The organism is Rhizorhabdus antheiae (assembly GCF_049889055.1).
Classification (GTDB): domain Bacteria; phylum Pseudomonadota; class Alphaproteobacteria; order Sphingomonadales; family Sphingomonadaceae; genus Rhizorhabdus.
The window spans coordinates 657,434-677,192 of record NZ_JBLTWO010000001.1; the positions used below are offsets into that span (position 1 = coordinate 657,434).

The following is a 19,759-nucleotide window of genomic DNA, read 5'->3' on the forward strand; positions in this document are numbered from 1 at the left end:
CTGGGGTTCAGGATCAGCCGCCCCGGCCAGTCCGTGCGTCTCTAGCTTGCCGCCGCCCCGCTTCGGGCAAGGCGCACGATATCCATCTTCGCGAGCTTGCCGGCTAGCACGGCGACGGCAGCATCGGTCATCGCCATCGCCTTGCCGAGATCGCCGAGCGAAATCGGACCCTTGTCGACGACCGCGATCAGCCGGCGCGCCTGCTCGGCGGGCAGTTCGATATGCGCGAACAGCACCTCGCCAAGAACGGTCGAGCGAATCCGTCCCGTCGGGTCCGGGACCGCCGAGACGATCGTATGTCCGTCCATCAGGTGGGTCGGATAGGTCCTGAAAACGTGATAGCCGTCCAGATGACCCGGATGCATCGCAGGGCGCGTCGCGATCTTCTGGGCCGCCGACAACAGCCCCTTGCTGCGGCGTCGGGTCTGTTCGGCCCACAGCTCGACATAGCGCCTGTAGATGCCCGCCCAGTCATAGTCCCGCTCCGCACGGAGCCTCCCCGCTTCGCCCATGCGGCGACGGAGGTCCGGATCGTTGACCAGCGTTTCGAGCCGGTCCGCCAGTTCCTCATGGTCGAACGAGACGGCAGCGGCGACGCGCGCGCAGAACGGCTCATAAGCCTTGTCGACCTCGAACCGCTGCGCGAGTTCCGCTCCGGCACCGGGGCTCGGCGCCCAGCTCGTGATCCGGAAACCGTCGACGCCCTGGCGCACCGTGTCCTTGTAGCCGTTCCAGTCGCTGACGATCACCGGCAAGGCCGCAGCCATCGCCTCGATCGGGGTGATGCCGAAGGTCTCCTGCACATTGTCGGCCAGCGACATGAAGATGTCACCCGCCTGGAAGGCATCGAAATATTGGTCGTCATCAGCCCCGTCGACGAAGATGTGCCGCGCAGCGGGAGCGTATTTCCCTGCGGCGGCGCGGACCGCGTCATCGGCCGAGGCATTGGCCGACTGCCCCGCCTGCACGAGCACCAGCCGCTTGCCGGTGCGGCGAATGACCGCCTCGACCGCGCGATACATCGGATAGGGATGGGCCTTGGTCGCGAAGGACAGGCGCCCCGCATAGAGCACGACCACATCGTCTTCGGTGAGCCCCAGTCGCGCCCGCGCCGAGGCGCGACGCGATGCCGACGGCGCGAATGTCGCGGCATGGACACCGAGCGGGATGACCGGGAACATCGGCAGATCGGGTCGAACCTCGCCTCCCATCCGCCAGCGATGATAGTCGATCGCGGCCTCGATCGACGTCCTGACGACATCGAGGGCGGCGGTCGACGTGCAGATCAGCGCGTCCCACTCCATCATCGGTTCGGTGACATAGCCGGTGATGATCTCCTGCGCGCGCAGCGAGGACAGGGTGTGGGTGATGCCGCACAGGCTATAGGCGAGCGGGTTTTCGCGCAGTCGCAGGCGCGCATCCGCAGCCAGGCCGGGGTCGAGCCGGAAGAGGGTGCCGACCTGCTTCAACTGATCGGTCCGGTTGCCCGCGATCCACTGAATTTGCCGACCAGGCGTCACCGCGTCGATTGCCTTGGCGATCTCGGCCGCTCCGCTGCGCTTGCCCCCGAACAGGATGAAGGGCTCATCGGGCGGCATCGCTTCGACAGCGGCGCGGAGGAAGGCCGCGCCGGCGGACCGGCGGCCCATCATGGTCCGCCCCTCGGTCAGATAGGCATCGGGTTCGCAAGTGAAGGCTATACGCATGGCGGCTCCTTGCACGCGCGCGCGCCGCAAGGTCAATCCACTCGGCGCGACGCAACGTCGCTCTATGCCGAACTGTCGGCATAACCATTAAGCGAAGATATGCATCGAGAGATGGTGGTGGAGGGGGCTGGATTCGAACCAGCGTACGCTTGCACGGGCAGATTTACAGTCTGCTGCCTTTAACCACTCGGCCACCCCTCCGGAGGCGCCTGAAGCGAGGCGGCTCCATGGCGGCTCGCGGCGCCCCTGTCAACGCCCGCTGCGCAAAAATCTCGCCATTCGACGCGCTTGCATGAACCGCCGGCTGATCGCTAAGGCAATGTCATGCGCAGAGGCCACCGCCCATCCCAATCCCCGTCGAACCGTCCCCGCTTCTGGGGCCGTCATGCCGTCATCGCGGCGCTCGCCAATCCCAATCGGACCGTGAAGCGGCTGTGGGGCACGCGCGAGGCCGTCACCGCGCTAGACCTGCCGCCCGTGCTGCCCGTGACCTATGCCGACGTGGCCGACCTTGGCCGGCTGGTGCCGCATGATGCGCCGCATCAGGGGCTGGTGATCGAGGTCGACCCGCTGCCCGAAATCTGGCTGGGCGACCTGCTCGACCAGGGGCGCGACGACCGCCGGCCGCTGATTGTCCTCGATCAGGTGACCGACCCCCACAATGTCGGCGCGGTACTTCGTTCGGCCGCTGCGTTCGACGCGCTCGGCATCGTCACCCAGGATCGCCATGCGCCGCCGGAATCCGGTGCCTTGGCGCGAGCGGCGTCGGGTGCGCTGGAGCAGGTTCCCTGGGTCCGCGTGGTGAATCTCGCGCGGTCGCTCGAGGAGATCGCCGAGGCGGGCTTCTGGCGGGTAGGCCTGACCGGCCATGCCAAGGCGACGCTGGGCGACGTGATGGGCAATGCCCGAATTGCGGTCGTGCTGGGGGCGGAAGGCGAAGGGATGCGCCAGAACACAGAGGCGCATTGCGACGAACTGGCAAAGCTGCCGATCAGTCCGCGCGTGGAGAGCCTGAACATCTCCAATGCCGCCGCGATCGCGCTCTACGCCATCGCCACGCGGGGCTGAAGCGAGCGCGCGAACGGCGCGGCCCGGTACGGAACCTAGCAAGAAACGGGAGGACCGGGCAGAGCCCGGCCCCCAACGGATCAATCCTCGGGAGCGATCGTGACCGTCAGGCCGTCGAGCTCGTCGGACATAGCGATCTGGCAGGACAGGCGCGAACGCTCGTCGCGATGGTCGCTGCTGTCGAGCAAATCATTCTCGTCGTCGCTCATTTCGGGAAGGACACCGACAAATGCCGGATCGACATAGATGTGGCAGGTCGCGCAGGAGCAGCAACCGCCGCAGAGCGCCAGAAGCTCGTCGATGCCCGCGTCGCGGATGACTTCCATGACCGACAGGCCGGCCTCAGCATCGAGCACCGACTCTTCACCCTCGCGCGTGACGACAACCAACTTGGGCATTAGCACTCCCCCGACAATAAGACTGCGGATTTGGCGCGGCTATGTCGCGCAAGCCCAGCGAAATCAAGAGCAGGAACCGAAATGAGCCTTTCTGCGGAGCAATTGCGACAGGGTCTGGATGCGCTGGCGGCCCTGGAACCCGCTTTCGCCCGGATGATCGCCGCTATCGGCTATCCCGAACCCCGCATCCGCGATCGCGGCTATCAGACGCTGCTGCGCACGATCGTCGGGCAACAGGTCAGCGTGGCAGCGGCCAATGCGATCTGGTCGAAGCTCGAAGCCATCGTCGGCGGAGGCCTCGCCCCGGAGAGCGTAGCGGCTGCCTCCGACGAGACGCTGCGTCTCGCCGGCCTGTCGCGCCAGAAAGCAGCCTATGCCCACAGCCTCGCCGAGCATGTCGCCGACGGCAGAATCGACTTCGCCAAGCTTCCTGCAGACGACGAGGAGGCGATCGCGCAGATGACTGCGATCAAGGGCATCGGGCGCTGGTCGGCCGAGATCTATCTGCTCTTCGCCGAGGGACGCCCCGACATCTGGCCGGCGGGCGACCTCGCCGTGCAGATCGAGACCGGTCGCCTCCTGGGCCTGCCCGAGCGCCCGTCCGAGCGCGAGACCCGACACCTGGCCGAGGCCTGGCGCCCACATCGTGGCGCGGCGGCCATCTTCACCTGGCACAGCTATTCCGCTCGAGCCGCCGCAGTGAAGCAGCCGCTCTGACCACGATCAGAAGGCCAGCCGGGCGGTGAGGGTGAAAGCGGTATCGCTGTAGCCGCTCTCTTCGCGCCGGTCGCCGGCGAGCGACACGAGAAATCCCGGCGTCCGGAAGCTCAAGCCAGCCCCCGCCTGCACCGAGCTTCCGCCGAGCCGGGCGCTGGTCATGTCGAAACTGCTTCCACCCGCCAGGAACTGTGCCGACAGCGCCGACACCGTATGATCGAGTTGCAGCGAATATCCCCCGCGCAGGTTGAAGCCGATCGCCTGCTCCTCGCCCAGAGGCAGCTCATAGCCAATGGCGAGGCGGACATTTTCGAGCAGCGCCTTATCAGTCCGGCCATCGACTGCCAGATCGAGATCGCCGCCGCCGCTCATCCTATAGCCGCCCTGCCTGAGCCGGGTGTAGGAGAGGCTGTTCGACGGTTCGATCGAGAAGCGACCGAGGGAAAAGCGTGCACCGATTATGGCATCGCCGGACAGGATCTTGCCGGTCCAGCGCGACGACTGCGTCGCCAACAGATCACCGATCGTGATCTGCCGCTGGAAGTCGTAGCTGGTCCAGCCATAGCCGGCCGACAGCTGGGCGAAGAAGGGCCCACCATGCCAACCGGCATAGAGATCGACGAGTTTGGAATTGACGCTGAACGGCTTGTTGGACACCGCCGTCATGCCATCTATCCGCACGTCGTCCCAGGCGAAACTGGACGCCAGACCGATGGTGAGCGAGCGGCTGAGCGCATAGTCGGCACCGAAGGACAGGGTGTAGCGATCGCTCTCGAAGCCGGGATCGTCCAGCGCATCACGATGCCGTAGCAGGTTTGCGCTCTGCTGGATCCAGGGCGTGAAGCCGATCGCATCGGATTCGCGCCATGGCTCCATCGCTGCCAGTGCATCCAGCCGTCCGCGCACCGCTCCGCTGGCGCCCATCGTCAGCGCCTGCGCTAGCCGGATCGGCATCGCCCCGTAACCGGCCGGTATGATCTGGCGATACGCCGCCCGCACCGACGCCTGGTCGGGCAGGTTCGCGATGGTCTGGAAAGTGCTGCCATTGCCGAATGCGACCATCGACTGGTCGAACAGCGCGGCGACCCCAGGCGTGAAGCCCGCCTCGCTGCCGGTTCGCTGATGCAGCGTGACGCTCAACGTCCCGTTGCTGATGCCATAGTCGCCCAGCGTGTAGAGATAGGGCAGCGAATCCTGGCTGATCAGGGTCGACAGATGATCGGTGCTGATACCGCCTCCCGCCGTGAGCACCTGGATCGGAGCGGTACCGGGCTGATCGGTAATGTAGAGGCTGATCCGGCTGTCCCCGAGGAAGCTTGCCGTTCCGGTCAGATTCACGCCCAGGCTACCGGTGGCGATCGGGATGATGAGCTGCGAATTGCCCGAAGCTGTCAGCGACGACAGCAGTGGTGCCGCCGTCCCGAGGTCGAGCGTCGCGCTGTCGGTGAGGCTGACCGACAACGTGCCGCCGGTGCCGATGGTGAGGCTGCTGGCAAAGCTGGTCGTGCCCGACAGCGACAGCAGATTGTCGCCGCTGCCGAACGCGATCGCTCCGCTCAGCGTCCCCGAATTGGCGCTGTAGGTCGAATCGCCCGATCCGAAGCGGATGTCACCGATGATCTTGCCGCTGTTGGAGACGGTCACAGCCTGCGCGCCGGCGCTCAGGTCGATCGCGACGGCCTCGACGCCGCTCGCCGAAATCGTCCCACTGTTCACGATCGAAGCGATCGTGCCGCCTTCGTCCAGGATCGCCGTCGCGCTACCGCTGCCGACGCTGCTGGCGATGGCGCCGATCGCTCCGCTGTTCACGAGCGTGTCGACTGTCGAACCGGCGCGCAGAACGACTGCCTGCGCGACCGATGTAACGTCGGTTTCGACGGTCGAATCGGTGGCCGAGATCGAACCCTGATTGACGATCGCTGGGACCGTCGCTGCGGGGCCGACTTCGAGTGCGACGGCGGTGGCTGCGCGTGTCGTCGCAGTTATCGTAGCGTTGCTCTGGTTGATCAGGCCGCCCTCGACCAAGACCGCCGCGTCATCCGAGCCCGCGATGCGCACGCTCGTCACCGAATATCCATATTCGGTACCCGCCCCGCTGATCGCAGAACGGTTGACGATGCCATAGCCGTCATCGGAGCCGCTCTCCCCGACGGCGGAAATCAGAATGTCGGTGGTACTGCCTTCGACCGGCGTGACGAGCAGCGCGGTGCTTCCGTTCGTCCCGACCAGCGCGCCCGCGACCAACGTGTCCGAACTCGACACCGCCGTGTCGCCTACGCGCACGCCCGCCGAGCTTTCATAATAACGGTCGTTGACGAAGCCGCCCGTGATATCGGCCGAGATCTGCACGACGGTACCCGATGCCGCGTAGATGCTGACCGTATTGCCGTCACTGTCCGTGCCGGTCGTGGCCGATTGACCGGCGCTGACCGTGCCCGCGACGGTCACCGTACCGTCGACAGGCGCCGCGATCAGGACCGCCGTGGCATTGTCCGCCGATGCGTAGCTGCTGCCGGTCAGCGTGACGTCGCCGGTCACGGGCGCATAGATGCCAAGGCCAACCGAATCGCTGCCGGTAACGATCAGACTGTTGAGCGTGATATCGCCCAGCATGGGGGCTTCAATCGACACCGCATGGGCACCGACGCCGCCGACCGATATCGTGCTGTCGCTCGATCCGAGGATCGATCCGGTCAACAGATCGCCGGTGACTCGGATGCCGTAATTGTCGCTGCCTTCGGACCCGGTGACGCTGATCGTTCCATCGTTGGTGATGGTCGCCGACCGTCCGCCGCTGGCATCGACCAGCAGCGCCGTCGCTCCGGTCGACGCGCTCGACCCGATCGTGCCCTCGTTGGTGACGTCGTTGTCGCTGTCGACCAGAAGCGCGGGGCCCTCATCCTCGACGATGATCGAGCCGGCGCTGGTGACGCTGACATCGCCAGCGCTGTCATTGGCAGCCGTTGCGGTAGCGACGGCGGTCGTCCGCGCGGTCGATACGCTAAGCGGATCGGCCTGCGCCGAGGTGGTGGAAAGACCTGCGGCGAGAGCGGCAAGACCTATACCTGTCGACCGCCGGCTATGGCGAAGGGCGGCGAGGCGATGGGTCGAGCGGTCGGGCATGAAACATCCTCTGCGGGGGCGGGGAGCCACCGCTTAGGCAGAGGAGGTTTCATGCAATTTCCGATCGATGTCGGCGGCGACACACGACCGCTACAAAGCGGCTACAATCGCCCGAAACGGCAAATTCCTAAGCGCGCAGGCGCGCGCCGGCCTTCGCTGCTGCTGCCACGACGCGCTCGGAGATGGCCTGGAGTTCGGCGTCGGTGAAGCTCTTCTCCGACGGCTGAAGCACCACCTCGATCGCGACCGACTTCTCGCCCTCGGGCACGCCCTGCCCCTGGAAGACGTCGAACAGACGGGCCTCGAGGATCGCGCTCTTGTCGGCGCCCCGAACCGCTCGCAGCAGATCATCGCCCGCCTTGTCCGCTGCCATCAGGAAGGCGAAGTCGCGGCGGACCGGCTGGAGCGAGGGCGGTGCATAGGCGTCGCGCATATGATCGCTGCCGCCGCGCTTGGCGGGCACCGCGTCGAGGAAGATCTCCCCCGCCACGACGACACCATCGATATCGAACGCCTTGGCGATCGCCGGATGAAGTTCGCCGAACTCGGCCAGCAGGGTCTTGGGGCCGAGCCGCAGCGAGCCCGAGCGGCCCGGATGATAGATGCCGCTCGCCTGCGCCTCGTACAACTGGACCCGGTCGACGGGCGCACCGATCGCACCGAGCAGCGCGACCGCCTCCGCCTTGGCGTCGAAGGCATCGAACGGCTGGGCCTTTCCCGTCCGCCAGTCGCGTGCCGTGCGGTCGCCGGCGAGCAGGAAGCCGAGAGTCAGCCCCTCGCCGGTCGCCAGATAGCGGCGGCCAATCTCGAACAGGCGGATGCTTCCCGCACCGCGATCGGCGTTGCGGCGCGCGGCGGCGATGAGCCCCGGCAACAGCGACGGCCGCATGACCTTAAGGTCCTCGCTGATCGGATTCGCCAGCGTCCACGCACCGCCGCCAAAGGGGGCAGCCTCGGCCTCGCTGATGAAGCTCCAGGTGACCGCCTCGTTCAGGCCTCGCGCCGCCGCCGTCCGGCGGGCGCGACGCTCGACCTTCTGCAGCAGCGTCGCGGTCGGCCGCGCCACGCCCTCGGCGCGGGGCAGAGGGGTCGACGGGATATTGTCGATGCCGACGATGCGAACGACTTCCTCGACCAGGTCGGCCGGCCCGTCGACGTCGCGGCGCCAGCTTGGCACCGACACGTTCCAGACGGCGTCGATGCCGAAGCCTAGCGAGGTCAGGATCGCGCGCTGGCGATCGACCTCGACATGAAGCCCTGCGAGCTTCTCGGTCAGAGTCGGGTCGTAGCGCAGCGCCTTGGTGCCCGAGGGCGGCGTGCCCGCTTCGACGACCTGCGTCGGCGTGCCGCCGCACAGCTCGACCACCAGCCTGGTCGCAATGGCGAGGCCATTGGCGAGGAACTGGGGGTCGACGCCGCGTTCGAAGCGGGTCCGCGCGTCCGAGGTGATCCCCAGCTTCTGACCGGTGCGGGCGACCGCTTCCGGCGTGAAATAGGCGCACTCGATCAGCACGTCTGTCGTGGCCCCGGTGACGCCGGTCTTCTCGCCGCCCATGATGCCGGCGATATCGTCCGCGCCATTGGCGTCGGCGATGACGGTCATCGTCTCGTCGAGCGTGTAGCTCTTCTCGTTGAGCGCCAGCACCTGCTCGCCCGGCTTCGCCTTGCGCGCCACCAACGGCCCGTGCAGCTTCGCCAGGTCATAGACGTGCAGCGGGCGACCGTGATCGAGCATCACATAGTTGGTGATGTCGACGAGCGCGGAGATCGGCCGCTGGCCGACCGCCTTCAACCGCTTGGCCATCCATTCGGGGCTGTCGCCGTTGACCACGCCGCGCACCACGCGACCGAAGAAGGCCGGGCAGCCCTCGGGATCGTCGGTACGGATCTCGATCGGGCATTCGCCCTGCCCGGCGATGCTCGGGATATTGAGCGGCTTGAGCGTACCGAGGCCCGCAGCCGCGAGATCACGGGCGACGCCGCGCACGCCCATGCAATCCTGGCGGTTGGGCGTGATCGCGATGTCGATCACCGGGTCGGCAAGACCGGCCCAATCGACATAGACCGCGCCGACCGGTGCATCTGCGGGCAGTTCGATGATGCCGTCATGCGATTCGCCGAGTTCCAGCTCGCGCATCGAGCACATCATGCCGCGCGATTCGACGCCGCGGATCGCAGCGATCTTCAGCGTGACGTCGAGACCGGGCACATAATCGCCCGGCTGGCCGAGCACGCCGACGAGGCCGGCCCGCGCATTGGGCGCGCCGCAGACGACCTGCAGCGGCGCGTCCTGCCCCACGTCGACCGACAGGACCTGCAGCTTGTCCGCCTGCGGATGCGGCGCGGCACTCAGCACGCGCGCGATGCGGAAGGCGCCGAGCTTCTCGGTCGGGTCTTCGACGCCCTCGACCTCGAGGCCGACCTTGGTCAGCCCGTCGACAATCGCCGACAGGCTCGCTTCGGTCTCCAGATGCTCCTTGAGCCAGCTCAGGGTGAACTTCATGCGCCGACTCCTCCCGACAGCGTGGGTACGTCGAGGGCGGCGAAGCCATAATGTTTGAGCCAGCGAAGGTCGCCGTCGAAGAAGGCGCGCAAGTCGTCCATCCCATATTTGAGCATCGCCAGACGGTCGATGCCGCAGCCGAAGGCGAAGCCCTGCCACTCCTCCGGATCGAGCCCGCACGCCGCGATCACGCGCGGGTGGACCATGCCGGAGCCGAGAATCTCCATCCAGCCGCCATTGCCGGCCGCCGGATCGCCGCCGATCACGCGGCGACCCTTCTCCCAGGTGAAGCCGACGTCGACTTCGGCCGAGGGTTCGGTGAAGGGGAAGAAGCTTGGCCGCAGCCGCAGGACGATGTCGTCGCGCTCGAAGAAGGCCTTCACGAAGGTCTCCAGCGTCCACTTCAGATGGCCCATATGGATGCCGCGATCGATCACCAGGCCCTCGACCTGGTGGAACATCGGCGTGTGGGTGGCATCGGAATCGGAACGATAGGTGCGGCCGGGCGCGATGATGCGGATGGGCGGCTTCTGCTCCATCATCGTGCGGATCTGGACCGGCGAGGTGTGCGTGCGCAGCAGCATCTTCCGCCCGTCCTCGCCGTCCGGGAAATAGAAGGTGTCGTGCATGGCTCGCGCCGGATGCGTCTCGGGAATGTTGAGCGCGGTGAAATTGTGCCAGTCATCCTCGATCTCGGGACCGGTCGCGACCGCAAAGCCCAGATCGGCGAAGATTTCCGCAAGTTCGTCCATCACCTGCGCGACCGGATGGACCGAGCCCTGCGATCCCGCCGTGACCGGCAGGCTCATGTCGAGCTTCTCGGTGGCGAGGCGCGCTTCGAGCGCGGCGCTTTCCAGCGCGGCCTTGCGGTCGGCGATCGCGGTCGTGACGGCCTCGCGCAGCGCGTGGATGCGCGGCCCTTCGGCCTGCCGCTGTTCCGGGGTCATCCCGCCGAGCGTCTTGAGCAGCGCGGTGATCGCACCCGACTTGCCCAGCATGCGCACGCGAATCGCCTCCAGATCGGCCAGCGTCGCCGCCGATGCGATCTCCGAGAGCGCGTCCTGATTTTCTGCCACCTGTTTCACCTTCGTCATTCCCGCGAAGACGGGAATCCATGTTCGCTAACGCTGCGGGATGGCAGAACCGAGGCCGAGGCCTACCGCCAGATCATCCCAACCGGAATTGGACGCCTCAATCAGATCGAGCCCCCAGTCCCGCCGCCACGTCTTGATTTGCTTCTCCCGCGTGATCGCCGAGATCATGTCTTCGAAGCCCTCATAATGGACAAGGCGCGTGACCCCGTAGCGGCTGGAGAAGCCCTTGATCAAGCTTTCCCGATGCTGATGCACCCGCTCGAGCAGATCGGAGGTCACGCCGATGTACAGCGTGCCATGTCTTGCACTCGCGAGGATGCAGACCGCAGGCTGTGTGCTCATCCGCCCCCTCCCCCGTCATCCCCGCGAAGACGGGGATCCATATACCCCCGAACCACAAGAGGTTCGGGCGCCAGAGCATTTGGATTCCCGCCTTCGCGGGAATGACGGGTGTGGACAAAAGACGACGCGCGCGACCCAAAACAAAAAGGGCGCGGTGACCTTGGCCACCGCGCCCCTTCTGGTTCATGTCCGAAGACTTACGCCGCGACGCGGGCGTCCTCGGGGAGAGCGGCCTTCGCCTGGGCGATGATGCCCTTGAAAGCGTCGCCCTCGTGCATCGCCAGGTCGGCCAGGACCTTCCGGTCCAGTTCGACGCCGGCCAGCTTCAGCCCATGCATGAAGACGCCGTAGGTCAGGCCCTCGGCGCGGACCGCAGCGTTGATACGCTGGATCCAGAGCGCTCGGAACGAGCGCTTCTTAACCTTGCGGTCGCGATAGGCATACTGCCCGGCCTTTTCGACGGCCTGGCGAGCGATGCGGATGGTGTTCTTGCGGCGGCCATAATAACCCTTCGCCGCGCCAAGAATGCGCTTGTGCTTGGCGTGGGTGGTCGTACCGCGCTTGACGCGTGCCACTTAGCGGTCCTCCCTCAGTTCAGGCCGTACGGGGCCCACAGCTTCACGCGGGCGGTATCGGCCTCGGCGAGAACGGTGGTGCCGCGATTGGTGCGGATATATTTGGAATTGTGGCTGATCAGCCGGTGGCGCTTGCCGGCGACGCCGTGCTTCACCTTGCCGGTGGCCGTGAGCTTGAAGCGTTTTTTGACGCCGCTCTTGGTCTTGAGCTTGGGCATTTTCGTCTCCTGATGTGCGACGTTTGGGGACAGCCACGGCAGCCCATACAGCCGGGCCGTCCATCAAATCGCGGAAGCGCGGGCCTATAAGCAGCGAAGACGGGAATTGCAAGCCGGTTGACCGGGCCAGCCGGGCGATCGTGCCGGACGTGGAACCGCCGCTTGCGATCGTCGGTTCTAGCTGGTTATGACCGCCGAACCCAGCCCCGAGCAGCACAGCGCGCACAAGGCGGACGGCAGCAAGCCTAGCATCGACGAAAGGCGTCGACGCCGACTCCGCATCGCGCGCAACGCCGCCCGCGTGGCCGGCGCGATCCTCGCCCTTGTCGTGCTGGCCTGGCTGGTCCTCTACATCACCAAGGGCCGCTTCCTGAAGCGCCCGTTCGAATCGCTCGCGAGCAGCGCCAGCGGTCGGACGGTGAAGGTCGCAGGCGACTTCCAGCTCTACTTCGACATCATCGACACGCGCTTCCTCGCCGAAGGGCTTACCCTGTCCAATCCAGCCTGGGCAGCGCGGCCCAATTTCTTCGAGGCGCGGCACATTTCCGCGCGGATCGAGACCATATCGCTGCTCTTCGGCAAGCGCCGCGCAGAATGGCTGGTTCTCGATGGTGGCAAGGTCGATGCCGAGTGGGACCGTCAGCGACGCAATACATGGACCTTCGGAGACCCGAACAAAAAGGGCGAACCTTTCGTCTGGCCGGTGATCGGACGTGCCACGGTGACCAACACCGAAGTCCGCTTCGTCGATCCGCAGCTTTATCTGCGTACCGACATCAAGGTCGGCGACATCGCGGCGGGCAGCGAGCGAATCGATGGACGCGTGCCGTTCACGGGTACCGGCACGCTGCGCAACCGGCCGTTCACGGTCGACGGCTCGATCCTGTCGCCCAATGCCACCGTCCGCTTCGGACCGACCCGTTTCGAGATGCGCGCGCGCCAGGGCCAGACGCACATGGATGTCGCCGGCCGGCTGCCAGCGGCCACGCAGATCGAGGGATCGGATCTCAACCTCAAGGTGCGCGGCCCCAATATCCGACTGCTGTTCGATCTGCTCGGCGTGGCGGCACCCGACACCCGCGCCTATGCCTTCACGTCGAAGCTCACCAAGGTCGGCGGCGAATGGCGCTTCACGCGGTTGAACGGCCGCTACGGCGCCAGCGACCTGCACGGGCGGATGACGATCAGCGTACCGAAGGACCGCGTGTTCCTCGACGCGGCGCTCGAATCCAACCTTGTGGACATCATCGATGTCGGTCCGTTCATCGGCTATGAACCGCAGGCGCTCGCGACCAAGGGCGTGCAAGCTGCGGTCAAGCAGGCCGGCTCCACCCCGCGCATCCTTCCCGACGCGCCACTGCGGATCGAGACCATCCGCAGTTTCGACGCGCACATTCTCTACAAGGTGAAGGATTTTCGGAACCCGCAATTCCCGATCAGCAATGTCAGCCTGATCTTCGACCTCGACAACAGCCTGCTCAAGCTGTCGCCGTTCAGCTTCGATATCGCTGGGGGTCATCTTGCGTCCGACATCGTCATCGACGCCCGCAATCCCGCCGTGGTGACCGACTATGACATCCGCCTGTCACCGACGCCGATGGGCAAGCTGCTCGCGGGCTTCGGCGTTTCGGACAACGGCACGACCGGAACGGTCAAGGCCCGCATCAAGCTGCGCGGAACCGGTAACACACTGCGCGACTCGCTCGGCTCCGCCAATGGGCGGATGGCCTTCACCCTGCCGCGCGGCACTTTCTGGACCCAATATGTCCAGCTGTCCGAGTTCGACATCGGGACGTTCGTCCAGAAGATGTTCGAGGACAAATTGAAGAAGCCGGTCGAGATCAATTGCGGGCTGATCGCCTTCACGGTGCGCGACGGCGTCGCCGCAGCCGACCCGGTGCTGATCGACACGAGCAAGAATGTCATGGTGGCGAAGGGTGGCTTCAGCTTCAAGGACGAGTCGCTCGACATGAACTTTCGCGCGGACAGCAAGAAGTTCAGCCTGTTCTCCGGACAGTCACCGGTCGGCATCAAGGGCTATTTCGCGCAGCCCGGCATCGACGTGATCAGCCCCGAGCTGCTCGCGCGCGGCGGCACCGCGATCGCGCTGGGTGCGGTCGCCACGCCCTTTGCAGCGCTGCTGGCCTTCGTCGATCCGGGCGACGCCAAGTCCGCTGCCTGCGGTCCGATTCTCGACGGTGCGCGGGCAAGCGCGATGCGCACCGCCAAAGGCAAGCCGCGCAAGGACATCGGCAGCGAGCGCGACAATGCGAAACAGGCCGGCGACCGCAAGCAGCCCAAGCCTCGTGCCAAATCGCTGATCGACTGAAGCCGCGCGCCGCGCCTCAGTTGAGGTGGGCGGCGATCGCCTCGATCAGACGTTCGTCGCCAGCCGCGATCACCTCGCCGGGGCTGTCGGCGTCGAGCGGGCGCCCCTGCCAGTCGGTCATCCGTCCGCCCGCGCCTTCGACGACCGGGATCAGCGCGGCGAAATCGTAAAGCTTGAGTCCGGACTCGATCACCGCATCGAGATGCCCCGACGCGACCAGCCCGTAATTGTGGCAGTCGCCACCCCAGAGCGTGTCCCCCGCCGCACCGCTCGCGCGCAGGAATCGATCGAGGTCGCCTGCAGGGAAGGCCGCCGGAGAGGTGGTCCCGATATGCGCTGCATCCAGCCGCGCGCAGTTGCGGGTGGCTGCGATCGCCCCGTTGAACAGCGTCGGCCGGCCGGCCGCGCCCACCCAGCGGTCGCCAATGATCGGCTGGTCGATCACACCCAGAACCGGCCGGTTCGCCTCGACCAGCGCGATCAGCGTCCCGAACAGCGGCCGCCCGGCTACGAAGGCGCGGGTGCCGTCGATCGGATCGAGCACCCAGACCCGCTCGGCATCCTCGCGCTCGCGCCCATATTCCTCGCCGATGATCCCATCCCGCGGCCGCTCGACCGCCAGGATCGCTCGCATCGCCGCCTCCGACGCGCGATCGGCCTCGGTTACCGGCGAGGCATCGGCCTTGGTCTCGCGGTTGAACCGCGCACGGAAGAAGGGGCGAATGGCGGCGCCGGCTGCCTCGGCCAGCCGCTCCGCGAGGCGGATATCGTCTTCGGTCATGACAGCGACCTAAACCCGGAGCGGGCAGGACGGAAGCGCTTTGCGGCGACAATCCGCTGCACGATGAGCGGCGCTTGCCGAGGGATAGGAATTAGCTATATACTTAGCCAGGAGGCACATATGGCCCAATTTTCGGTTCACGACGCAAAGACCAACCTGTCGCGGCTCATCGCCGATGCCCTCGCGGGCAACGACGTGGTGATCGCGCGCGGCAATGTGCCGGTCGTCCGCCTCGTGCCGGTAAACCCGCGTGGGCGTCGTTGCTTCGGGGCGCTCAAGGGGAAGATCGCCATCGATTCCCGCTTCGACGAGCCGTTGCCCGAGGAGGAACTGAGCGGCTGGAATCCCGCTTGAAGCTACTGCTCGACACCCATGCGCTGATCTGGTGGCTCGCCGGTGACGAGGCTCTGAGCCGCCATGCCCGTGAGGCGATTGCGGACGAGAACAATGGCGTGGCTGTCAGCGCGGCTTCGGCCATGGAGATCGCGACCAAATTTCGGATCGGCAAGCTGCCCGACGCCGTACTGCTCGCACAGGAATTCGAAGCGATCATCGCCGAACAGGGCTTTGCCGAACTCCCGATCAGCGTACGCCACGCCCGCTTGGCAGGCGAAATGAACATCGCTCATAAGGACCCGTTTGATCGCCTCCTGATCGCCCAGGCGCTGTCGGACGACATGTTTCTGATATCGAACGAGGCCCTGTTCGATGGCTTTTCCGTCAAGCGGCTCTGGTGACGCGGGCCAGCGCTCATGGCACTGCAGATTCCAGGCGAAAAGGAGACGATTCATGACCACCCCACCCGGCTTCGCCACCGTCACGCCTTATATGTTCGCCGACGATGCCACTGCTCTTCTCGACTTCCTGACCGAGGGGCTCTGCGGGGAGGTCGTGCAGGTCGTCCGCCGGCCCGACGGGTGCATCGCCAATGCGCAGGTGCGGATCGGCACGGCCTGCATCATGCTCAGCGAGGCCAGTGCGGAATGGCCCGCCATGCCGGCGTCCTATTATCTCTATGTCGACGATGCCGACGCCAGCGTAGCCCGCGCTGTCGCGGCCGGGGGCACGGTGGAGATGGCGGTCGCCGACATGCCTTATGGCGACCGGCAGGGCGGCGTACGGGATCGGCACGGCAATATCTGGTGGATATCGCAGCGGCTGGTCGAGGGCCCCTATAGCTAGGCGTCGAGCCTAATCCGCAGAACGTCGCGTCGGCCTGCAGGCCGACTGATCCTGATCCCAGCGCGCGTCGCCCGCCGACGGCAGGCGCGGACCGGGATCGGAATCGGGTGTTCGCCTGCCCTCGGCTTTGAAGGCGAAGGGGATATTGTCGTCGAAGCCGGACAGATAGGCGTTCATCGTGGCGACCTGTTCGGCGGTCACCTCCGCCTGCTCGACGCGATGGCTCGCCACCACCGTCATGACCCCGTCGCGGACGTCGGTTCGACGCCAGTAGAGATTCTCGCCCAGCTGGGTTCGCATCGGCACCGCGCTGCTGGCCCAATGCCAGCCGGGCTCCTCGGGCGGCAGCCTGATGCTGGTCACGCTGCAGGAGAAGAAGGAACCTTCGGTCGTCCAGGGGATGCTCCGATCCTGCGGGTGCGGCCGGCGCCGGGGTTTCGGCGCCTCGAAGCCGACCCAGGGGATTTCGAGCATGGGCTCGGTCCCCGCAACCTGTTCCCAGGCGGGATGCCCCTGCCCTTCCACCCGCATGGTGAGGACGTTGGCCCGCTCGTCATAGCTCCACGACACTGTCGATGTCGCAAGCCAGGCAAAGGATTTCTGCCATAGGCTCTTCAACGAACGATCATTGGCCGCCTCGTCGCCGCCCGAGAGACGTGAGAGCATGTCGAGGGCGGCTTCCCCCCGATAGTGGGTCCGCGCCTTCAGGCGCGCCAGCCCGCCCGGCCCGGCCGAGGCATCGATCTCGACCAGTTCGAGCGGCTCGGGCCAATCAGGTGCTTTGGACGTCACCGGTTCCAGGTCTGCGCCCACGGCCCGCACGGGCAGCGCCCAGTGGAAATCCGGCTGGGGCAACTGATCGAGATAGCGATCCCCCGAGCGCGTCCCGTCGAGCAGATAAGAGGCGCCGCCGATGCGCGCCCGCACGAGCACATGATCGAACAAGGCCGGACTGGGCAGAAACTGATCGAGCCCGTCATCGTCATCGGTGTTGACGAGAACCGGCTCGGCGTCGATCCCCAGCGCGCGCAACAGGGCGCTCAGCAGGACCGTCTTAGCCTTGCAGTCGCCGAAGCGACGTTCCCACGTCTCGGCAACCGAGGCGGGCCGGAAATTGCCGCCGTCGAGCCCGACATAGACATAGCGTATCTCGTCTTGCACCAGCCGCAGCGCCGCCTGCGCCCGTTCGGCGGGGTCCCCGGTCGCGGCGGCGATCCGGGCGACTTCGGCCTGGAGAGGCGAGTCGGCTGGAATGACCGACACCTTATCGTAGAGCGGCGCCATGCGCCGTGACACTTCACGCCAGTCCTTGAATTCCGAATAGCCGACCGTCCGGCGTATATTGTAGCGGCCCGGCGCGCCGTCATTCAGGATCACGCCCGACGGATCGCGCAATTCATAGCTGATCACCGTCTCGGTCGCCGTGCGGACGGGCACCGCCTGGGGAAGGTCGCGCGAGGCCTGCCAGCGCATCGGCCGTCCGTTCGACCAGCGCAGCGTGAAGCGGAAGGCGCCGGGCATGGCTTCGTCCATCATGGAGCCGAAGCCGAAACCATGCTCGCCCAGCGTCGGATCCCGGTCGGTCGTCGTGTAGGCGAACTCCACCTCGTCGCCGATGCGCAGGCCCGGCGCCTGCAGCACCGCCGTCAACATCCCGTCGAGCATCGACTCCTCGAGCCCATCCTCGCGCTGGAGCACCTGAAAGCGATTGGCCTTGAGAAGATCGACCGACTGTCCGTCGCGAACCAGACGGGCGGTGTGGATCGTGGCGCTCCCGCTGGACGGGTTCCACATCAGGGACATCTTGCCGAAGCTCAGTCCGTCGGACTTCAAGATTTTCACCCGATAGGCGCTGTAAATTTCCTCCCCCTTATCGGTGATGCGCACCTGCCCATCCTGATAGACCAGCCGATAGGCCGCATCGGGAGGCGCGCGACCGGTGGTCGGCGGGGGCGGCGGTGCGATCCAGCTCGCGGCCGGACCATAAGCCAGTTCGGCACCGGCAGGTGCCGCCCATGCCGACAGCGGGCATGCGCCGCCTGCCAGGACGGCTGCGGCTATAAGGGTCGGGATAACTCTGCTCATAGTTCGTCCGCCTGCAGAGGAAAGCGCCGCGTTCCGCCGGCGCGGCGGATCGCCGCCTGCACATCCGGCCGCTGTTTCAGGACGGGCAGCGCCCTTTCGAGCGGCAGCAGCGGCATTGACGCATGAGCGGCGTCATAGTCGCTGAGCAGCAACAACATCCCGGCCCGTTCCGCCGGGTCGTCGAGCCCGGTCACGAGAGCGGCGGCAGCTCCGTCCAGATCCCCGGCACAGGCGAGCAGGTGCAGCAAGGCGAGAGGATGCTCGGTCGCATGCGACCTGGCATAGGCGATGTCGTCGGCCAGCCCGGCGCGGTCGCCGGATAGCGCACGGGCGCAGCCCTGACCTGCACGAAGCTCCATGAGGCCGAACGCACTGAGATCCTTATTGTCCAGTCCCACCGTCTTCGCCGCCGCGAGCGCAGCTGCCGGCTGGCCATAGCGAACATGGAGGAAGACGAGGTTGATGCCCTGGTCGACATTGGGGCCGCCATCCTGTGAAGCTCCGAGGCCACGGGCCAAGGCGGCGACCGCCTGTTCGGGCCGGCCGGCTCTCCGCAAATTGCGCGCCATCTCGTCCCAGAACCAGCGTGTCTGCACGTCCCTATCGGAATAGGATCCGGCCAACGCGCCTTCGGGCGCAAAGGCCTCGAGCGTGGCGACCGCTTCCTCTGGCCGGCCAAGCCTGCGCAGATGCTGCGCAATGGCCACGACCGCGCCGAGCGAATGCATATGGCTTGCCGCAATTTCGCGGGCTCGCTCAAGCTCGCGCTCCCGCGCCGCGCGAAAGTCGATATCGGCCGGAAGCAGCGGCGCCAGATTCGGGTGGACCGCCGCCTGCATCAACAGATCGCCCTCCTCGATCCGCTGCAGCAGGACGCCCGCCGTCCTCTGGTCGCCCGCCTGAGCGAGTCTTTCGGCTCGCTGGAACAGATAATAGCCCTTGCCGCCCAGGGGATCGTCAGGCTGATAGGTGGAGTCGGTCAGAACGACGAGGAGCCGATCGAGCAGATCGGGCTTGCCGGCCTCCTCGACCAGATGGTGGACATCGTCGATCGACCCGAGCGGCATCGCGTCCAGTGCCGCCGGATTGGTCGCCGCCATGCCCTCCATCGTGGCGACCGCGCCGGCGGCATCGTCGCGCTTCAGATCGGACCAGAGCCGGAGGCCCCAGAGGAAGCCCACCCTCGTGTCCAGCGGACTGCCGAGCAGCGCATAGCGTTGCATCGCCGCCTCATCGGCCAACGCCTCGCCGCAGTTTGCCCCCAGTTGCGCGGTCGAGAAGCGTACCGACGGATCGAGCGCCGCAAAGGCCGGATCGCGGACAGCCTTGTCGAACAGCTTCAACGCACCGGCGCAGTCGTCGGCCGAGACGCGTTCTGTGGCCTGCCGCAGCATCGGCATCAGATCGGTACCGGCACGCGCCGCAACCGGTGAAGCCGCTGCGGCCAGCGCGAGCAGGATCGCGGTCAGGCGCCCCACCCCGCGCGGACTCGATGACGACAACAGGCAGGATCGCTCCCGCATAGACACCCCCCTCGTCCGCTACGGAAAGGCGAACGAGGGACCAGTCTATGCAAAACAGGTCCGGACTACGAGCTACGTAATGATCCGAAACGGCGCGATCACCCGAAGCGCCCGG

17 protein-coding genes and 1 tRNA gene are annotated in these 19,759 nt (G+C 66.4%); 6 read left to right on the plus strand and 12 right to left on the minus strand.

From position 1 onward, the window contains the following. Positions 1 to 41: 41 nt before the first annotated feature. Both ACNI3R_RS03030 and ACNI3R_RS03035 read right to left on the minus strand, forming a co-directional pair. Complete coding sequence (locus ACNI3R_RS03030) at positions 42 to 1,706, minus strand: glycosyltransferase family 4 protein (RefSeq protein WP_426179781.1); 1,665 nt, start codon at positions 1,704 to 1,706, stop codon at positions 42 to 44. A 115-nt stretch (positions 1,707 to 1,821) separates the two neighbouring features. Beyond that, positions 1,822 to 1,907 (minus strand) — tRNA-Tyr (locus ACNI3R_RS03035). A gap of 123 nt (positions 1,908 to 2,030) precedes the next feature. Between ACNI3R_RS03035 and rlmB the strand changes: the two genes are divergently transcribed. Further along, positions 2,031 to 2,774 (plus strand): 23S rRNA (guanosine(2251)-2'-O)-methyltransferase RlmB, encoded by a 744-nt coding sequence (gene rlmB / locus ACNI3R_RS03040; protein WP_426179782.1) that lies wholly within the window; start codon positions 2,031 to 2,033, stop codon positions 2,772 to 2,774. A gap of 80 nt (positions 2,775 to 2,854) precedes the next feature. Here the strand turns inward: rlmB and ACNI3R_RS03045 are convergent, their stop codons facing one another. Further along, positions 2,855 to 3,172, minus strand: coding sequence for a 2Fe-2S iron-sulfur cluster-binding protein (locus ACNI3R_RS03045; protein WP_426179784.1), 318 nt, complete (start codon positions 3,170 to 3,172; stop codon positions 2,855 to 2,857). An 81-nt stretch (positions 3,173 to 3,253) separates the two neighbouring features. Between ACNI3R_RS03045 and ACNI3R_RS03050 the strand changes: the two genes are divergently transcribed. Beyond that, positions 3,254 to 3,889 carry a DNA-3-methyladenine glycosylase family protein gene (locus ACNI3R_RS03050; protein ID WP_426179786.1) on the plus strand — a complete coding sequence of 212 codons (636 nt, stop codon included), beginning with the start codon at positions 3,254 to 3,256 and terminating at the stop codon, positions 3,887 to 3,889. A 6-nt stretch (positions 3,890 to 3,895) separates the two neighbouring features. Here ACNI3R_RS03050 and ACNI3R_RS03055 read toward each other — a convergent pair whose 3' ends face one another. The 6 genes from ACNI3R_RS03055 to rpmI all read right to left on the minus strand — a co-directional run bounded on the left by ACNI3R_RS03055 (position 3,896) and on the right by rpmI (position 11,744). After that, complete coding sequence (locus ACNI3R_RS03055) at positions 3,896 to 7,012, minus strand: autotransporter outer membrane beta-barrel domain-containing protein (RefSeq protein ID WP_426179787.1); 3,117 nt, start codon at positions 7,010 to 7,012, stop codon at positions 3,896 to 3,898. A 127-nt stretch (positions 7,013 to 7,139) separates the two neighbouring features. Then, on the minus strand, positions 7,140 to 9,515 hold the full coding sequence (gene pheT / locus ACNI3R_RS03060; RefSeq protein ID WP_426179789.1) for a phenylalanine--tRNA ligase subunit beta: 2,376 nt from the start codon (positions 9,513 to 9,515) through the stop codon (positions 7,140 to 7,142). After that, entirely contained in the window at positions 9,512 to 10,591 is a 1,080-nt protein-coding gene (gene pheS, locus ACNI3R_RS03065) for a phenylalanine--tRNA ligase subunit alpha (RefSeq protein ID WP_426179791.1), read from the minus strand. The genes pheT and pheS overlap by 4 nt, the downstream gene beginning before the upstream one ends. A gap of 45 nt (positions 10,592 to 10,636) precedes the next feature. Continuing rightward, positions 10,637 to 10,951, minus strand: a complete 315-nt coding sequence (locus tag ACNI3R_RS03070) for a GIY-YIG nuclease family protein (RefSeq protein WP_426179793.1) — start codon at positions 10,949 to 10,951, stop codon at positions 10,637 to 10,639. 197 nt (positions 10,952 to 11,148) lie between these two features. Next, entirely contained in the window at positions 11,149 to 11,526 is a 378-nt protein-coding gene (gene rplT / locus ACNI3R_RS03075; protein WP_296621915.1) for a 50S ribosomal protein L20, read from the minus strand. Positions 11,527 to 11,540: 14 nt separating this feature from the next. Beyond that, complete coding sequence (gene rpmI / locus ACNI3R_RS03080; protein WP_012048647.1) at positions 11,541 to 11,744, minus strand: 50S ribosomal protein L35; 204 nt, start codon at positions 11,742 to 11,744, stop codon at positions 11,541 to 11,543. Positions 11,745 to 11,931: 187 nt separating this feature from the next. On the opposite strand from rpmI, the gene ACNI3R_RS03085 reads away from it, so the two are divergent. Next, positions 11,932 to 14,073 carry an AsmA family protein gene (locus ACNI3R_RS03085; protein WP_426179795.1) on the plus strand — a complete coding sequence of 714 codons (2,142 nt, stop codon included), beginning with the start codon at positions 11,932 to 11,934 and terminating at the stop codon, positions 14,071 to 14,073. Positions 14,074 to 14,089: 16 nt separating this feature from the next. Here the strand turns inward: ACNI3R_RS03085 and hisN are convergent, their stop codons facing one another. Then, positions 14,090 to 14,854, minus strand: a complete 765-nt coding sequence (hisN, locus tag ACNI3R_RS03090; protein ID WP_426179796.1) for a histidinol-phosphatase — start codon at positions 14,852 to 14,854, stop codon at positions 14,090 to 14,092. A gap of 120 nt (positions 14,855 to 14,974) precedes the next feature. Here hisN and ACNI3R_RS03095 point away from each other — a divergent pair, with 120 nt between their 5' ends. The 3 genes from ACNI3R_RS03095 to ACNI3R_RS03105 are packed head-to-tail and all read left to right on the plus strand — an operon-like array spanning position 14,975 to position 16,036. Beyond that, positions 14,975 to 15,208, plus strand: a complete 234-nt coding sequence (locus ACNI3R_RS03095) for a type II toxin-antitoxin system Phd/YefM family antitoxin (RefSeq protein ID WP_426179798.1) — start codon at positions 14,975 to 14,977, stop codon at positions 15,206 to 15,208. Beyond that, positions 15,205 to 15,591: a type II toxin-antitoxin system VapC family toxin gene (locus ACNI3R_RS03100; protein ID WP_426179799.1), complete on the plus strand. Its 387-nt coding sequence runs from the start codon at positions 15,205 to 15,207 to the stop codon at positions 15,589 to 15,591. Before ACNI3R_RS03095 ends, ACNI3R_RS03100 begins: the two co-directional genes overlap by 4 nt. A gap of 52 nt (positions 15,592 to 15,643) precedes the next feature. Continuing rightward, positions 15,644 to 16,036, plus strand: coding sequence for a VOC family protein (locus ACNI3R_RS03105; RefSeq protein ID WP_426179801.1), 393 nt, complete (start codon positions 15,644 to 15,646; stop codon positions 16,034 to 16,036). A 9-nt stretch (positions 16,037 to 16,045) separates the two neighbouring features. Here the strand turns inward: ACNI3R_RS03105 and ACNI3R_RS03110 are convergent, their stop codons facing one another. Next, complete coding sequence (locus tag ACNI3R_RS03110; RefSeq protein WP_426179803.1) at positions 16,046 to 18,121, minus strand: DUF3857 domain-containing transglutaminase family protein; 2,076 nt, start codon at positions 18,119 to 18,121, stop codon at positions 16,046 to 16,048. After that, positions 18,118 to 19,644: a hypothetical protein gene (locus tag ACNI3R_RS03115; protein ID WP_426179804.1), complete on the minus strand. Its 1,527-nt coding sequence runs from the start codon at positions 19,642 to 19,644 to the stop codon at positions 18,118 to 18,120. The genes ACNI3R_RS03110 and ACNI3R_RS03115 overlap by 4 nt, the downstream gene beginning before the upstream one ends. Between the last annotated feature and the right edge of the window lie 115 nt (positions 19,645 to 19,759).

Excerpts from the sequence above, each read along its gene's own strand:
- ACNI3R_RS03105 (WP_426179801.1), top strand. The coding sequence starts at position 15,644 with ATGACCACCCCACCCGGCTTCGCCACCGTCACGCCTTATATGTTCGCC.
- ACNI3R_RS03115 (WP_426179804.1), bottom strand. The coding sequence starts at position 19,644 with ATGCGGGAGCGATCCTGCCTGTTGTCGTCATCGAGTCCGCGCGGGGTG.
- ACNI3R_RS03095 (WP_426179798.1), top strand. The coding sequence starts at position 14,975 with ATGGCCCAATTTTCGGTTCACGACGCAAAGACCAACCTGTCGCGGCTC.
- ACNI3R_RS03070 (WP_426179793.1), bottom strand. The coding sequence starts at position 10,951 with ATGAGCACACAGCCTGCGGTCTGCATCCTCGCGAGTGCAAGACATGGC.
- pheT (WP_426179789.1), bottom strand. The coding sequence starts at position 9,515 with ATGAAGTTCACCCTGAGCTGGCTCAAGGAGCATCTGGAGACCGAAGCG.
- hisN (WP_426179796.1), bottom strand. The coding sequence starts at position 14,854 with ATGACCGAAGACGATATCCGCCTCGCGGAGCGGCTGGCCGAGGCAGCC.
- ACNI3R_RS03050 (WP_426179786.1), top strand. The coding sequence starts at position 3,254 with ATGAGCCTTTCTGCGGAGCAATTGCGACAGGGTCTGGATGCGCTGGCG.
- ACNI3R_RS03110 (WP_426179803.1), bottom strand. The coding sequence starts at position 18,121 with ATGAGCAGAGTTATCCCGACCCTTATAGCCGCAGCCGTCCTGGCAGGC.
- ACNI3R_RS03030 (WP_426179781.1), bottom strand. The coding sequence starts at position 1,706 with ATGCGTATAGCCTTCACTTGCGAACCCGATGCCTATCTGACCGAGGGG.
- ACNI3R_RS03085 (WP_426179795.1), top strand. The coding sequence starts at position 11,932 with ATGACCGCCGAACCCAGCCCCGAGCAGCACAGCGCGCACAAGGCGGAC.
- rpmI (WP_012048647.1), bottom strand. The coding sequence starts at position 11,744 with ATGCCCAAGCTCAAGACCAAGAGCGGCGTCAAAAAACGCTTCAAGCTC.
- ACNI3R_RS03045 (WP_426179784.1), bottom strand. The coding sequence starts at position 3,172 with ATGCCCAAGTTGGTTGTCGTCACGCGCGAGGGTGAAGAGTCGGTGCTC.
- rlmB (WP_426179782.1), top strand. The coding sequence starts at position 2,031 with ATGCGCAGAGGCCACCGCCCATCCCAATCCCCGTCGAACCGTCCCCGC.
- ACNI3R_RS03055 (WP_426179787.1), bottom strand. The coding sequence starts at position 7,012 with ATGCCCGACCGCTCGACCCATCGCCTCGCCGCCCTTCGCCATAGCCGG.